We start from the raw sequence: 14,698 nt of genomic DNA, 5'->3' as shown, positions 1-14,698 counted from the left end.
ATGATCAAGCTCACCACCAACCACGGTGTAATCACCCTCAACCTGGATGCCGAGAAGGCGCCAAAGACGGTTGCAAACTTCATCTCCTACGTTGAAGCCGGCCACTACAACAACACCATCTTCCACCGCGTCATCAAGAACTTCATGATCCAGGGTGGCGGCATGGAACCGGGCATGGGCCAGAAGCCCTGCCAGGCACCGATCGAGAATGAGGCCGCCAATGGCCTCAAGAACAAGCGCGGCACGATTGCCATGGCTCGCACCAACGATCCGCACTCGGCCACTGCCCAGTTCTTCATCAATACCGTCGATAACGACTTCCTCGACTTCAAGTCGCCGTCCGGCCAGGGCTGGGGCTACTGCGTGTTCGGCGAAGTGGTTGAAGGCATGGACGTCGTCGACAAGATTCGCGCCGTCAAGACCGGCAACAAGGGCTTCCATCAGGACGTTCCGGCTGAAGATGTGATCATCGAGAAGGCCGAGATCGTTTGATCCTCTTCATCTCCGATCTGCATCTGTCGCCCCGGTCACCCGGGGCGACTGCTTTGTTCCTCCGCTTTTTGTCGGGCCGCGCCCGCCAGGCCGAGGCTTTGTACATCCTCGGCGACCTGTTCGAGGTCTGGGTCGGCGACGACATTGACGATCCTTATCACAACAAAATCACCGCGGCCTTGCGGGCTGCCGCCGATGCCGGCCTGAAAATTTTCGTCATGCACGGCAACCGTGATTTCGCGCTCGGCGAGCAATTCGCAACGGCGGCCGGCATCAAACTCCTGTCCGACCCGTTCGACCTGACGCTACCTGAGTGGTCTTTCGTCCTCTCGCACGGCGATGCACTGTGCCTAGATGATCATGCCTACATGACTTATCGAGCCAAGGTGCGTAACCCGGCGTGGATGGAAAAAATGCGCGCCAAGCCACGCTTCCTGCGCAGCCTGCTCGGCCGCTACATCCGCTGGCGCAGCGGTCGCCGAAAACGTGACCACAGCTACGTTTATGCCGACCTTCAACCAGCAGCGACGGACGATTTTCTGCGCGACCACGGCTACTGCACCTTCATTCACGGTCACACGCACCGACCGGCCAAGCACGACCACATTGTCGACGGCATCCATGTCGAACGCTGGGTGCTGTCCGACTGGCACGAAGATCGCGGCGAGTGCCTGGCCTGGGATGGCGAAGCGCTGAAGCGTGAAGCCATCCTCCCTGAAAACTGAGCAAACCGCCTTGGCCACTGCTGCAAACGCTTTGAACGTCCTGCGCGACGTCTTCGGCTACCCCGCCTTCCGTGGCGAACAGGCGGAGATTATCGGCCACGTCGCCAGTGGTGGCGATGCACTGGTGCTGATGCCGACCGGCGGCGGCAAGAGCCTGTGTTACCAGATTCCCGCGCTGCTCCGCCCCGGCTGTGCCGTCGTCGTTTCGCCGCTGATCGCGCTGATGCAGGATCAGGTCGATGCGATGATCCAGCTTGGCGTCAAGGCCGCCTGCCTGAATTCGACCCTCGACTGGCGCGAGGCCCAGGCGGTTGAGCAGGCCATCTTCAGCGGCAATCTCGACCTCGTCTATATCGCCCCCGAACGCCTGCTGCTCGACCGCACGCTGGCCATGCTCGATTCCCTGTCCGAAGCCGGCAAGCTGGCGCTGTTCGCCATTGACGAAGCCCATTGCGTCTCGCAATGGGGCCACGATTTCCGGCCGGAATACCTGCAACTGTCGGCGCTGCACGAGCGTTATCCGGCCGTACCACGCATCGCCCTGACCGCCACCGCCGACCAGGCGACGCGCAACGAGATCCTGCAGCGGCTGGGCCTTGGTGAAGCGCGCGTTTTCCTGTCCAGCTTCGACCGCCCGAACATTCGCTACACGGTGGTCGAGAAGGACAACGCCAAGAAGCAACTGCTCACTTTCCTGACCGGCCGCAAGGGCCAGGCCGGTATCGTCTATTGCCTGTCGCGCAAGAAGGTCGAGGAAACGGCCGAATGGCTGTCGACCCAAGGCTACCCGGCTCTGCCTTATCACGCTGGCCTGCCGGCGCCCGAACGCGCCGCCAACCAACGCCGCTTCCTGCGCGAGGAAGGCCTGATCATGTGCGCCACGATCGCTTTCGGCATGGGCATCGACAAGCCGGATGTCCGCTTCGTCGCCCACCTCGATTTGCCGAAGAGCATCGAAGCCTATTACCAGGAAACCGGTCGTGCCGGCCGCGATGGCGAACCATCGGAGGCCTGGATGACCTACGGCATGCAGGACGTCGCGCTGCAGCACGCGCGGATCGCCGAATCAGGCGCCGCCGAGGGCCAGAAGATCCTCGAATCGCAGCGCCTGACTGCCCTGCTCTCTTACTGCGAAGCGCCGCGCTGTCGGCGCCAGGTGCTGCTCAATTACTTCGGCGAAGAGCGCGAGCCCTGCGGCAACTGCGACGTATGCACCGAACCGCCGGAATTGTGGGATGGCACGCAGGCCGCGCAAAAAGCGCTGTCAGCCATTTTCCGTACCGGCATGCGCTTCGGTGTCACCCACCTGACCGACATCCTGCGCGGCAAGGCGACGGACAAGGTCAAGCAGTGGAATCATGACCAGTTGCCGACCTTCGGCGTCGGCGGCGATCTCGACGACCACGCCTGGAAAAGCGTTTTCCGGCAACTGGCCGCAGCGGGACTGGTCCATGTCGACATGGCCGAGCATGGCGCGCTGCAACTGACTGAAACGGCGCGCGAAGTGCTCAAGGGACAACGCACAGTGCAACTGCGCCGCCCGGTCAAACGCAAATCGACACCCTCCCGGTCGTCGAGCAGCACGGTCGTCAGCGATCTGTCGCCGGCCGATGACGCGCTGTTCCAGCTGCTGCGCAAATGGCGGGCCGATACGGCCAGAGAGCAGGCAGTACCGGCCTATGTCATCCTGCACGACAAGACCCTGCGCGAACTGGCCGAGGTCCGCCCGGTCAGTCATGGCTTGCTGGCCGGCATTACCGGCATGGGCAGCGCCAAGATCGAACATTACGGGGCAGAATTGCTTGAATTGATTCGTAACGAGGGCTGACATGGAACAACGCGACAAGCTCAACGCCACGCTGGCCGCCATTGTGATCGCGGCGCTGGTCGTGTCGGGTATTGCCCCCTACGAGCGGCTGACCTGGGTCATGGAAGTCGCCCCGGTATTGATTGCCCTGCCGCTGATGATAGTCACACGCCGAAGCTACCCGCTGACGACACTGCTCACCGTGCTGATTGCTGCCCACGCGCTGGTGCTGATCGCCGGCGGCGCCTACACCTATGCCCGCGTGCCGCTCGGCTTCTGGATGCAGGATGTGCTCGGCACGGTGCGCAATCCGTATGACAAGCTCGGCCACTTCATGCAGGGCTTCGTTCCGGCCATGGTCGCCCGCGAAATCCTGATCCGGGGCGCCTACGTCCGGGGCCGCAAGATGACTGGTTTCCTCTGCATCTGCATCGCCATGGCGATCAGCGCCGTCTACGAACTGATCGAATGGGGTGCCGCGCTCTACCTCGGCCAGGGGGCCGATGAATTCCTCGGCACGCAGGGCGACCAGTGGGATACTCAATCGGACATGTTCATGGCCCTGATTGGATCGAGCACCGCGATGCTGTTGCTCTCCCGCTGGCACGACAAGCTGCTGGCCAGGCTGCGTTCGGCCTAGGCAAATCACACGATCCGGCGAACACAAAAAAATGGCCGCACAAGGCGGCCGAAGTACACCAGAGGAAAGTTGCTGACTTAGTGGGTCAGGAAATCCAGCACCATGCGGTTGAACTTGTCCGCATGCTCCCACTGCGCCCAGTGGCCGCAGCGGTTGAAGATGTGCAGTTCGGCGTTGGGCATGCCCCAGATCAGGCGCAGACCGGCATCCATCGGCACGAAGCGGTCGTCGCGCCCCCAGATGACCAGCGCTGGCGCAGTCACCTCGCCTAGACGCGGACCGTAGTCGGTGAACTGCTTCGGGTTGATGGCCAGGCTCTTGACGAAGTTCTCGAGGTGATCGCGACGGGACATCATGTTGTCGAGGCGCGCCTGATACAACTCTTCAGTCAGGCTGCTGCTGTCGAAAACGAAGACCGCCATCATCTTCTTCAGGTTATCGATGGTCGGCTCGCGGTAGAGGCCCTGCAGCAGCTTGATACCTTCGGTCGGCATCGGCACGAACTGGCTTGGGCCGCCGGTGCCGCCGCCCATCAGGATCAGCTTGCCGACTCGGCTCGGGTTGGCCAGCGCGAAGGCGACGGCGCTATGGCCACCCATCGAGTTGCCGATGATATGCACCTTGTCGAGGCCGATGGCATCGAGCAAGCCCTTCAGCGCTCTGGCATTGAGCTCGGAGCGAGAGCCGGAGCAAACGATGGGATCGCTCTTGCTCCAGCCCGGGCAATCCATCAGCACCACGCGGTAGCCGGCAGCAACCAGCGGCTCGACGTTGCGGTTGAAGTTGGCCCAGCCGCTGGCGCCGGGACCGGAGCCGTGCAGCATGACGACCGTTTCGACACCGCTACCGCAGTCGTTGTAATGCAATTGCAGGTCGAGGTCACCTTCCTTGATGCGGACGAACTTGCTGGTCGCGGCTTCGGTAAGCGTCTGTGAGGTTGTGCTCATGGTCTGTTTTCCTTTGATCTGTTTTGAGTGACGGGCTGACTTCAGCCCTTGAACGGCCCGGAACCGAAACCGATGGGCGCCGGTGCGGCGCTGACCAGTTTCGAGAATAGCCCGGCGAAGTCCTCATGCTTGCCATCCCTGCCTGAGTTGGCCGCCATCTCGGCGCGGAATTCGGCATCGACGGCGGTCCAGTCTTCGGCCGTCAGGTACTTGCGAACCAACGGCAGCACAGCCTCTTCCTCGAGCATCATGTGGTTGCGGTAGAAATCGGCATAGGCATCGAACGCCCGGGCGAAATCGGCGAAATTGCCCGGATTGGCGACAAACGCGGTTAGCGCATCCTGAAGCGCGGCAATGCGCTGTGGAGCAGCAGCATGCTGCAGGGCCAATCTGGCCAATGCCTCGCTGCCTTCATCGGTGCGCTTTTCGAGATACTTGAAGAGCAGGTCTTCCTTCGGATGGTGGCGTTTTTCGGCATAGGCCTCCAGGTAATGGACCATCGCCTGAAAGAGCTTGAGGTCTGCCTCCAACCGGCCTGCGGTGATCTCCTTGAGCATGTAGCGAACCGCATGCAGGATGCCGGCCAGTGACTGGTGTTCCTCGCCAATGATGTGAAGTGCTTCCATGGGTCTTCTCTCTCCGTGCGCTTTCAGGTCGAAAGCATTTCCTGGTGTTTGCTGGCGAGGCCGAGGTAGCTCTCGATCACGCGCGGATCATTGCGCAGCATTTCCGCGTCGCCCTGCATCTTGACCGCCCCGTTTTCCAGCACGTAGGCGTAGTCGGCCACCTGCAGGGCGGCGCGGGCATTCTGTTCGACCAGCAGGATCGAAACACCTCGCCGGCGCAGCTCGCCGATAATGCGGAAGATCTCGCGGACGATCAGCGGGGCCAGACCGAGGCTGGGCTCGTCGAGCATCAGCAGCTTGGGTTTGGCCATCAGTGCCCGGCCGACGGCCAGCATCTGCCGCTCACCGCCGGACATGGTGCCGGCCTGCTGGTGACGTCGTTCTTTGAGGCGCGGAAACAGCGCATAGACCTCGTCCATCGTCTGCAAGTGGTCGCGATGGCCGGTGCGGTTGCGCTGAAAGGCACCGAGCAGCAGATTGTCCTCGATGCTCATGGTGCCGAACAGTTCGCGCTTTTCCGGCACCAGATTCATGCCACGCACGACCATCCGTTCGACTTCCGGCACCTGCTCGATGCTGCCATCGAAGGCCACCTGGCCGGACGACGGCAGCAGACCCATGATCGCCGACAGCGTCGTCGTTTTGCCGGCGCCGTTCGGGCCAATCACTGTGACGATCTTTCCCTCGCCCACTTCCAGACTGATCTTGCTGACCGCCTCGACCTTGCCATAGGCGACCGAGAGGTCCTTCACTTCGAGTACGTTGGCCATCTCAGACGCCTCCCAAATAAGCTTCGAGCACGGCCGGATCTTTCTGGATCTCTTCCGGCAGGCCCTCGGCGATCTTTTCGCCGAATTCCATGACCACCACGCGGTCGACCAGGCTCATGACGAAATCCATGTCGTGTTCGACGATCAGCACCGCCATGCCTTCCGACTTCAGGCGCTTGAGCAGTTCGGACAGGGCCTGTTTTTCCTTCAGACGCAGACCGGCGGCCGGCTCATCGAGCAGCAGCAGGCAGGGATCCGAGGCCAGGGCGCGGGCGATTTCAAGAATGCGCTGTTGCCCCAGGGCCAGGCTGCCGGCTTCGAGATGCATGAATTCGCCGAGACCAACCCGCTCGACCTGAATAGCCGCTTCGCGCAGGATGCGTGCCTCTTCTTCGCGATCGAGACGCCAGGCCGCCGGCAGGACGCTCTTGCTGCCCCGCATGTGGGCACCGATGGCGACGTTTTCCAGGACGCTCATATTCGGCAACAGGCGGACGTGCTGGAAAGTCCGGCTCATGCCGAGCGCCGCAATTTCCCGCGAACTGTGGCCGGCCACCGGCTTGCCGCGGAACAGCACTTCGCCGGAAGTCGGCGTATCGACACCGGAAAGCTGGTTGAACATCGTGCTCTTACCGGCGCCGTTCGGGCCGATCAGGGCCAGGATTTCGCCAGCCTCGACGTGCAGGCTCATGTTGTTGTTGGCGACCAGACCGCCAAACTTACGGGTCACCGCCTTGGCTTCGAGAATCACCTCGCCATGCGGCGGCTGGGTCTTTTTCGGCAGCGGCTCGGCGGTGGCATCGATCACCTTCGGCTCGCTGCGTACCGGCACCAGTCGGGCCAGCAAGGGCCACAGACCTTCACGAGCCCGGTGCAGGACAACAATCATCATCAAGCCGAAAACGATCGTTTCGAAATGCCCGGCCGAACCGAACAGCTTGGGCAGAATGTCCTGCAGCCACTGCTTGAGAACCGTGATCACGCCAGCACCAACCAGCGCGCCCCAGACCTGCCCGGCCCCCCCGACCACGGCCATGAACAGGTATTCGATGCCGATGTGCAGGCCGAACGGCGTCGGGTTCACAAAGCGCTGCAGGTGGGCATAAAGCCAACCGGCGGCACAGGCATGCAGCGCGGCGATGACGAAGATCACCATCCGGGCACGGGAAGTATCGACGCCCATCGCCTCGGCCATCACCATGCCGCCCTTCAATGCCCGGATGGCGCGGCCTTCGCGGGAATCGAGCAGATTCTTGGTGGTGAACAAGGCCGCCAGCACGAAGGCCCAGACCAGGTAGTAGTAATAGCGGTTATCGAGCAGCTCAAAGCCGAAGATCTTGATCGCCGGAAGATTGGACAGGCCGGCATGACCACCGAGGAACTCCATGTTGCCGAACAGGAAGAACAGGCTGATGCCCCAGGCCATGGTGCCGAGCGGCAGGTAGTGGCCGGACAGCTTCAGCGTCACCGAACCGAGGATGATGGCTACCGTCGCCGTGATCACCAGGCCGAGCAGCAACGCCGCCCACGGGGACCCACCAGTAAAGGCCAGCCAGGAGGGCAGATCAGCCGTCGTGGTCAGCCAGGCCGTGCTGTAGGCACCGAGACCTACGAAGGCCGCCTGCCCGAAGGAGGTCAGGCCGCCCACCCCGGTCAGCAACACCAGACCAAGCGCGACGAGTGCCGACAGACCGACGTAGTTGAGCAAGGTGACGTAGAACTCGGGCAGGACCAGCGGGGCCACGGCAATCGCACCGAGAAAGACCGCCAGCACAAGGCGTGGACTGATCCAGCCTTTGCCATTCGACAGGCTGACGACGTGGGCCGTCTCCTCTTCCTCAACGTGATGGGTTTTCCAGGACAGCCAGATCAGCACGGGAATGATCAGCGTGAACACCAGCACATCCTTGAAGGCACTGGCCCAGAAGGAAGAGAAGGATTCGAGCAGGCCGACGATGATCGCGCCGGCGGCTGCCAGCGGATAACTGGCCAGACCGCCGATGATGGCGGCGACGAATCCCTTCAGACCAATCAGGAAGCCGCTGTCGTAATAGACGGTGGTCAGCGGCGCGACCAGCAGGCCCGACAGCGTGCCGATCAAGGCGGCGAAGAAGAAGGTCTGGCGACCGGCCAAAGCCGGTGAAATGCCCATCAGGCGGGCGCCATTGCGGTTGATCGCGGTAGCGCGCAGCGCCTTGCCCGCCAGCGTCCGGTCGAAATACAGGTAGAGGCCGACGATCAGCAGCAGCGAAGCGAGCAGCACGACGATGGTATGGCCGCCGATCATCAACGAGCCGATCTCGATCTGCGCATCGCTGAACGGCGCCGTGCGCGAACCTTCCGGACCGAAGATCAGCAACCCGAGGCCCACCATCAGCAGATGCAGGGCAACCGAAATGATCAGCAGAACCAGTACCGGTGCTTCAGCGACCGGCTGGAAGGCAATGCGATAGAGCATCGGTCCCATCGGCACGACGATGGCCAGGGCCAGGCAGGCCTTGGCCAGATGCGGCAGTTCCTGCAGGGGCAAAACCCAGGTCAGGCCTGCCACGGCCAGCGGATAGACCAGGTTCCACAAGGCCGATTGTCCCAATCTGCGGCGCCCGGGTGTAGCCGTGATGACATCGGCGCCCAGCGTCAGCACACCGGCGCCGATCAATAGCCAGATGGTGCCGGGAAAAACGCCAGCTTCGAGCGCCGCCATGGTCAATGCGCCCCAGGCGAGGAATTCCCCCTGCGGAATGAAGATGATCCGGGTAACGGCAAACACCAGGACCAGTGCCAGCGCCAGCAAGGCGTAAATGGCACCGTTGGTAATGCCATCCTGCGCCAGCAGGGCAAAAATTTCAGCATCCATAAAGGACTCCTGTGCGAACGCTGCGGCCAGGCAAAAGCATAGCGCAGCGTTCGACGATCAATGCAAAACAACCAGTGGATGGGCATAGCAACCGCCCATCCATCAAGCTCAGACCTTCAGCCCACGTTCCCGCGCCATGGTGATGGCCGTATCCTCGATCATGTCCTCCTGCCCACCGACCATGCCGCGCCGGCCCAGCTCGACCAGAATGTCGCGGGCCGGTACGCCGTACTTGGCGGAAGCGCGCTTGGCAAAGAGCAGGAAGGAACCATAGACGCCGGCATAGCCGAGCGTCAGTGCATCGCGGTCAATGCGGATCGGGAAGTCCATCATCGGCACCACCAGGTCTTCGGCCACGTCGGTGATCTTGGCGACATCAACCCCAGTCTCGATGCCCATCAGGCTGCACACGGCAATCAGCACTTCCATCGGCGTGTTGCCTGCGCCGGCGCCAAGGCCGGCCGCCGCTGCGTCGATGCGGTTGGCCCCGACTTCGATGGCGGCGATCGAGTTGGCGACGCCCATGGCCAGGTTGTGGTGGCCATGGAAACCGAGTTCGGTTTCCGGCTTCAGGGCTTTTCTGACGGCACCGAGACGTTCCTTGACGCCTTCCGGCAGCAGGTGGCCGGCCGAGTCGGTGACGTAGATACAGTTGGCGCCGTAGCCTTCCATCAGCTTGGCTTGCTTGACCAGACCTTCGGCACCGTTCATGTGGCTCATCATCAGGAAGCCGACGGTGTCCATGTCCAGTTTGCGGGCCATGGTGATGTGCTGTTCGGAGACATCAGCCTCAGTACAGTGCGTGGCGACGCGAATGGTGTGCACGCCGAGGTCACGTGCCATCTTCAGGTGATCGACAGTCCCGATACCCGGCAACAGCAAGGCCGAGATCTTGGCATTCTTCATCTTCGGGATGACGGTGCCGAGATACTCTTCATCGGTATGGGCCGGGAAGCCGTAGTTAACCGAGGAACCACCGAGACCATCGCCGTGGGTGACTTCGATCAGCGGAATACCGGCTTCGTCGAGGCCGGTGGCGATGCTGACCATCTGGTCGAGGGTCATCAGGTGACGCTTGGGATGCATGCCATCCCGCAGGGTCATGTCGTGGACGGTGACGTTCTTGCCGCGCAAACTCATTTTCTTATCTCCTTAGGCGACGACAGGCTCAAGCTTGAGCACGCCGCTGATGATTTCTTCGGCGAACATCTCCGCCGTCCGGGCCGCCGCGGCGGTCATGATGTCGAGGTTGCCGGCGTACTTGGGCAGGTAGTCGCCCAGGCCTTCGACTTCGAGGAAGACGGAGACGCGGTTGCCATCGAACACCGGGCCATTGACCAGGCGGTAGCCCGGCACATACTTCTGGACTTCCTTGATCATGGCGTGGATCGATTCGGTGATCTTGGCCTGATCCGGCGTACCTTCGGTCAGGCAGTGCACGGTGTCGCGCATCATCAGCGGCGGTTCGGCCGGGTTGATGATGATGATGGCCTTGCCCTTTTCAGCACCGCCGACTTTCTCGATGGCGCCCGAGGTGGTGCGGGTGAATTCGTCAATGTTCTTGCGCGTGCCGGGGCCGGCGCTCTTCGAACTGATCGTGGCGACGATTTCGCCGTACTTGACCTTCTGGACACGGGAGATGGCGGCGACCATGGGAATGGTGGCCTGGCCACCGCAGGTGACCATGTTGACGTTCATTTCCTTGCGGCCGACCAGTTCCTTGAGATTGACCGGCGGTACACAGAAAGGGCCGATGGCGGCCGGCGTCAGGTCGATCATCATCACGCCGAGGGCATTCAGCTTGCGGCTGTTTTCGGCATGGACATAGGCGGAAGTGGCGTCGAAGGCGATCTGCACGCCATCGGCCAGCACGTGCGGCAGCAGGCCATCGACGCCTTCGGCGGTGACTTTCAGGCCCATTTCGGCAGCGCGCCTCAGGCCGTCAGATTCAGGATCGATACCGACCATCCAGACCGGTTCGAGGAAGGGGCTGCGCTTGAGCTTGGCCAGCAGATCGGTGCCGATGTTGCCCGGACCAATCAGGGCACATTTGATTTTTTGGGTCATGTCGATTCTCTTGTGGGGTTGGGGATGATCACGCGAACAGGGCGCTGACGTTGCCCAGGCCGTCGATGCTGACGTCGAAGCGGTCACCCGATTTGACGGCAACCATCGGGCCGAGGGCGCCGGTCAGCACGATGTCGCCGGCCTGCAGCGGACGGCCACAGCGGACCATCATGTCGGCCAGCCAGATGGCGGCGTTCAGGGGGCTGCCCAGACAGGCGCGACCGTTGCCGCGCGAAACGATCTCGTCGCCGCGCTTCATTTCCATGGCGCAGGCGGTCAGATCGATGTCGCTCAGCCTGACCGGGCGGCCACCCAGCACGAACAGGCCGCTGGAAGCGTTGTCGGCGACCGTATCGACGAATTTGATGTTCCAGTTCTCGATGCGGCTGTCGACGATTTCGATCGACGGAACAGCGTATTCGGTGGCGCGGATCAGGTCGGCGTAGGTGTGGCGTTCCTGCGTCAGGTCGCGACCGAGGATCAGGGCGACTTCGGCTTCGACCTTGGGCTGGATCAGACGGCCGGCAGCCACGATCTCGCCATCACCGACCGCCATATCGGCGAACAGCATGCCGAAGTCGGGCTGGTCGACGCCGAGCTGGGCCTGGACGGCCAGCGAGGTCAGACCGATCTTGCGACCGACCAGACGGCGACCTTCGGCCAGCCAGGCTCGGGTGTTGATCTCCTGGACGGCGTAGGCCGAATCCTGATCGGCAATCGCCAGGCGATCGCGCAGGGGAGCAATGGAACGACCATCGGCGGTCGCTGCCTTGAGCAGCGCCGCCGCGGCTTCCGTGCTGAGCAGGGAAGCGTTGCTCATTACTTCACCAGTTTCCAGTGATTGTTTTCAACCTTGATCAGCACAATGCTGCTCGCGTCGTAACCGGCGTGGTCGTTGGCGCTCATCGTGTAGACGCCATTGGTGCCGACCAGCTTGCTGGTCTTCTCGATGCCGTCACGCAGCGCGGCGCGGAATTCCGGCGACCCCGGCTTGGCCTTGCCCTTGAGTGCGGCAACGATGCCGTTCTGGGCCAGCAGCCAGGCATCCCAGGAAGCGCCGGCGAAAGTCGAACGGGAATCCGGGCCGTTCTTGGCTTCCAGATCCTTGACGAAAGCGACACCCGCCTTCTTGGCCGGATGGCTATCCGGCAACTGCTCGGCCACCAGCACCGGACCGACCGGGATCAGGGCACCTTCGACGTTCTTGCCGCCAACACGCAGGAATTCCTTGCTGGTCACGCCGTGCGACTGGTAGATCTTGCCCTTGTAGCCGCGCTCGCGCAGCGTGATCTGCGGCATGGCAGCCGGCGTACCGGAAGCGCCAACGAACACGACATCCGGCTTGGCCGACATCACCTTCAGCACTTGGGCCTGAACGCTCGGGTCGGCCCGACCGTAACGCTCGCTGGCGACGATGTTGATCTTGCCTTCGGTCGCCTTGGTCAGCGCCTTCAGCAGCAGTTCGCCCCAGGAATCGGAGAAGCCGATGAAGCCAACCGTCTTGGCACCGCTCTCAACCATGTCGGCGACGATGCGATTGACCATCAGGTCAGCGGAAGGCTCACTGCGGAAGACGTAACCGCGCTTGTCGCCGGACACGTCGAGCGGCGCGACGGAGATCATCGGGGTCTTTTCGGCATTGGCCACATCGGCCATGGCCGTCGCCGTGCTGATCAGGTTGGGGCCGAGGATGGCATCAACCTTGTCTTCGGAGATCAGCTTGCGGACGTTCTTGACGGCGCTGGTCGGATCGGTCGCATCGTCGAGCAGGATGAAATTGACCTTCTCTCCCCCCACCGTGCTCGGGAACATGGCGATGGCCTTCTTGGTTTCGGCGCCAAGCGCTGCGGCCGGCCCGGTCAGCGAGGCGATGATGCCGATGTTGATGTCGGCGAAGGTCGGAGCAGCGGCAAAAGCGGCAGCGGTCAGGGTAATCAGGTTCTTCAGTTTCATTGTTTATCTCCTCTGGGTATCGGTGGGCAGCTACATCGATTTATTGCGGCAGTCGGCGGAAAGCGCCGTTCAGGTAGATCAGGGCTTCGCCATCATTGCGCTCGCGGGTGGCCAGGATTTCGCACAGGAAGGCCTGGTGCGTGCTTTCGTCAAACACCTTGATGACGCGGCAATCGAAGCTGGCCAGGGTGTTCTCAAGGGCCGGCGCACCGGTGACCAGCGAGCCCCATTTCCCATGCTCGAAACGCGCTTCGCCATGCACTTCCTTGTTCATGCCGGCAAAGACCTTGGCGACTTCTTCCTGCTCACCGGCCAGCACATTGACGCACAGCGCACCGCTGCTCATCACGATGTCGCAGGCCTGAACGTTCTTGTTGACGAAGACGACCAGGCGCGGCGGATCGGCGGTCACCGAGCAGACGGCCGTGGCGGTCAGGCCGGCCCGACGCTCGCCGTCCTTCGAGGTGATGATGGTGACGCCGACCGCGAAGTGACGCATGCCGTAGCGGTGGTCGTCGGCCGTAATGGTCGGCAGCGCCGCCAGTTCCGGGTTCGCCTTCCAGTCCAGCTTTTGGTTGATATCCTGGCTCATCGCGGACTCCTTACTGGTACTGCGTCGTCGTCGCCGGCTTGGCGCCGAACGGGTTGGGCTGCGGTAGCGGGTTGCCGAGCATGTGGCCACCGAGCAGATCGCCGATGTTGTCCTGATTCTGCGTGATGTGGTTGGCACCGACCAGGATGTCGCGCATCTGGCGCTGCATCGGGCAGTTCATCCAGACGCCGCGGGTCGAGGTCTTCTTGAAAATCATGTGGGCCGCCTCGAAGCAGTCGCCGCCGGTGAACTGGTTGGTGGCAAAGTGACGGATACGGGCTTCAAGCGGTACCAGTTGGCCCTTCGAAGCATAGCTCCAGGCCTCTTCGGTGTTCTGCAGGACGCGGGCAGTCGCGCCGACGATCTTGGCATAAGCCTCGCCCAGCTTGCCCTTGATGAACGGATCGTTCACCGCAGCGCCGACGGCCTGGTTGATGTTCTGGCGCGGCACCATGTGCTCGACGTAGAGATCGGCCATGCCGCGGGCCATGCCGATGATCACCGATGAAACGGCAGCGTAGAAGACGTAGAAGAAGGGCATCTTGTACAGGTTCTCGACACCGCCATGCGACTCTTCACCGTAGGCGCCGATCACGTGGCTGCGGTATTCCGGTACGAAAACATCCTTGATGACCAATTTCTTGGAACCGGTACCGGCCAGACCGACGACGAACCAGTCGTCGACGATCTCGAAATCACTGCGCTGGATCCAGAAGGAACGGAAAACCAGTTCGCCGTTTTCTTCGACACGGCCACCGACAAAGGCGCCACCGGCCGCATGGTCACAGCCGCTGGAAGTCAGCCATTCGCCATTCAGCTTGTAGCCGCCCTCGACCTTGGCGACAGTACCAAACGGCGCGTAGGAAGAAGAAACCAGCTGGGTGTTGTCCTCGCCCCACAGTTCGTCACCGACCTTGGCCGGAAGCAGGCCCACTTCGAACGGATGCACGCCAAGCACCATGACGTTCCAGGCGCTGGACGGGCAGCCGCGGGCCAGTTCGATCAGCACTTTGTTGAGCACGTTCGGGTGCATTTCGTAACCGCCCCAGCGCTTCGGCTGGAGAATCTTGAAGAAGCCGGCTTCTTTGAACGCCTGGATGGTTGCCTTGGGCACCATGCGGCCCTTTTCGCATTCCTCGGCGCGCGCACGCAGCATCGGGATCAGGTCATGGGCACGCTGAACGATTTCAGCTTCGGTCGGAATGGTATGGGTAGTCATTTC

Annotated in this window: 14 protein-coding genes and 1 pseudogene; 4 read left to right on the top strand and 11 right to left on the bottom strand. The window is 62.2% G+C overall.

Going from position 1 to position 14,698, the window contains the following annotated elements; genetic code table 11:
- The 4 genes from DARO_RS04775 to DARO_RS04760 are packed head-to-tail and all read left to right on the top strand — an operon-like array spanning position 1 to position 3,664.
- A complete protein-coding gene (locus tag DARO_RS04775; protein ID WP_011286680.1) occupies positions 1–492 on the top strand; it encodes a peptidylprolyl isomerase in 492 nt (163 codons plus the stop codon).
- Complete coding sequence (locus tag DARO_RS04770; RefSeq protein ID WP_011286679.1) at positions 489–1,217, top strand: UDP-2,3-diacylglucosamine diphosphatase; 729 nt, start codon at positions 489–491, stop codon at positions 1,215–1,217. Before DARO_RS04775 ends, DARO_RS04770 begins: the two co-directional genes overlap by 4 nt.
- 10 nt (positions 1,218–1,227) lie before the next feature.
- Complete coding sequence (gene recQ, locus DARO_RS04765) at positions 1,228–3,045, top strand: DNA helicase RecQ (RefSeq protein WP_041224216.1); 1,818 nt, start codon at positions 1,228–1,230, stop codon at positions 3,043–3,045.
- 1 nt (position 3,046) lies between these two features.
- Positions 3,047–3,664: a DUF2238 domain-containing protein gene (locus DARO_RS04760; RefSeq protein ID WP_011286677.1), complete on the top strand. Its 618-nt coding sequence runs from the start codon at positions 3,047–3,049 to the stop codon at positions 3,662–3,664.
- A gap of 77 nt (positions 3,665–3,741) precedes the next feature.
- Here the strand turns inward: DARO_RS04760 and DARO_RS04755 are convergent, their stop codons facing one another.
- From DARO_RS04755 to DARO_RS04710, 11 genes and pseudogenes are all read right to left on the bottom strand, one after another.
- Positions 3,742–4,611 carry an alpha/beta fold hydrolase gene (locus DARO_RS04755; RefSeq protein WP_011286676.1) on the bottom strand — a complete coding sequence of 290 codons (870 nt, stop codon included), beginning with the start codon at positions 4,609–4,611 and terminating at the stop codon, positions 3,742–3,744.
- A 41-nt stretch (positions 4,612–4,652) separates the two neighbouring features.
- Positions 4,653–5,237, bottom strand: a complete 585-nt coding sequence (locus tag DARO_RS04750; RefSeq protein ID WP_011286675.1) for a hemerythrin domain-containing protein — start codon at positions 5,235–5,237, stop codon at positions 4,653–4,655.
- A gap of 23 nt (positions 5,238–5,260) precedes the next feature.
- Positions 5,261–6,007, bottom strand: coding sequence for an ABC transporter ATP-binding protein (locus DARO_RS04745; RefSeq protein ID WP_011286674.1), 747 nt, complete (start codon positions 6,005–6,007; stop codon positions 5,261–5,263).
- 1 nt (position 6,008) lies between these two features.
- Positions 6,009–7,796, bottom strand: coding sequence for a branched-chain amino acid ABC transporter ATP-binding protein/permease (locus DARO_RS23250; RefSeq protein ID WP_497463060.1), 1,788 nt, complete (start codon positions 7,794–7,796; stop codon positions 6,009–6,011).
- 39 nt (positions 7,797–7,835) lie between these two features.
- Positions 7,836–8,864: pseudogene (locus DARO_RS23245) on the bottom strand (branched-chain amino acid ABC transporter permease); the annotation flags it as partial.
- Between the two features lie 108 nt (positions 8,865–8,972).
- Complete coding sequence (gene dmpG, locus DARO_RS04735) at positions 8,973–10,004, bottom strand: 4-hydroxy-2-oxovalerate aldolase (protein ID WP_011286672.1); 1,032 nt, start codon at positions 10,002–10,004, stop codon at positions 8,973–8,975.
- 12 nt (positions 10,005–10,016) lie between these two features.
- Positions 10,017–10,931, bottom strand: coding sequence for an acetaldehyde dehydrogenase (acetylating) (locus tag DARO_RS04730; protein WP_011286671.1), 915 nt, complete (start codon positions 10,929–10,931; stop codon positions 10,017–10,019).
- Positions 10,932–10,959: 28 nt separating this feature from the next.
- Positions 10,960–11,751: a 2-keto-4-pentenoate hydratase gene (gene mhpD / locus DARO_RS04725; protein WP_011286670.1), complete on the bottom strand. Its 792-nt coding sequence runs from the start codon at positions 11,749–11,751 to the stop codon at positions 10,960–10,962.
- A complete protein-coding gene (locus DARO_RS04720) occupies positions 11,751–12,884 on the bottom strand; it encodes an ABC transporter substrate-binding protein (RefSeq protein WP_011286669.1) in 1,134 nt (377 codons plus the stop codon). Before DARO_RS04720 ends, mhpD begins: the two co-directional genes overlap by 1 nt.
- Positions 12,885–12,924: 40 nt before the next feature.
- Positions 12,925–13,476 (bottom strand): flavin reductase family protein, encoded by a 552-nt coding sequence (locus tag DARO_RS04715; RefSeq protein WP_011286668.1) that lies wholly within the window; start codon positions 13,474–13,476, stop codon positions 12,925–12,927.
- A 10-nt stretch (positions 13,477–13,486) separates the two neighbouring features.
- A complete protein-coding gene (locus DARO_RS04710) occupies positions 13,487–14,695 on the bottom strand; it encodes an acyl-CoA dehydrogenase family protein (protein WP_011286667.1) in 1,209 nt (402 codons plus the stop codon).
- Between the last annotated feature and the right edge of the window lie 3 nt (positions 14,696–14,698).

This window comes from Dechloromonas aromatica RCB (assembly GCF_000012425.1).
The sequence above is the reverse complement of the archived record's forward strand: the minus strand, read 5'-3'. Positions and strand labels throughout refer to the sequence as shown.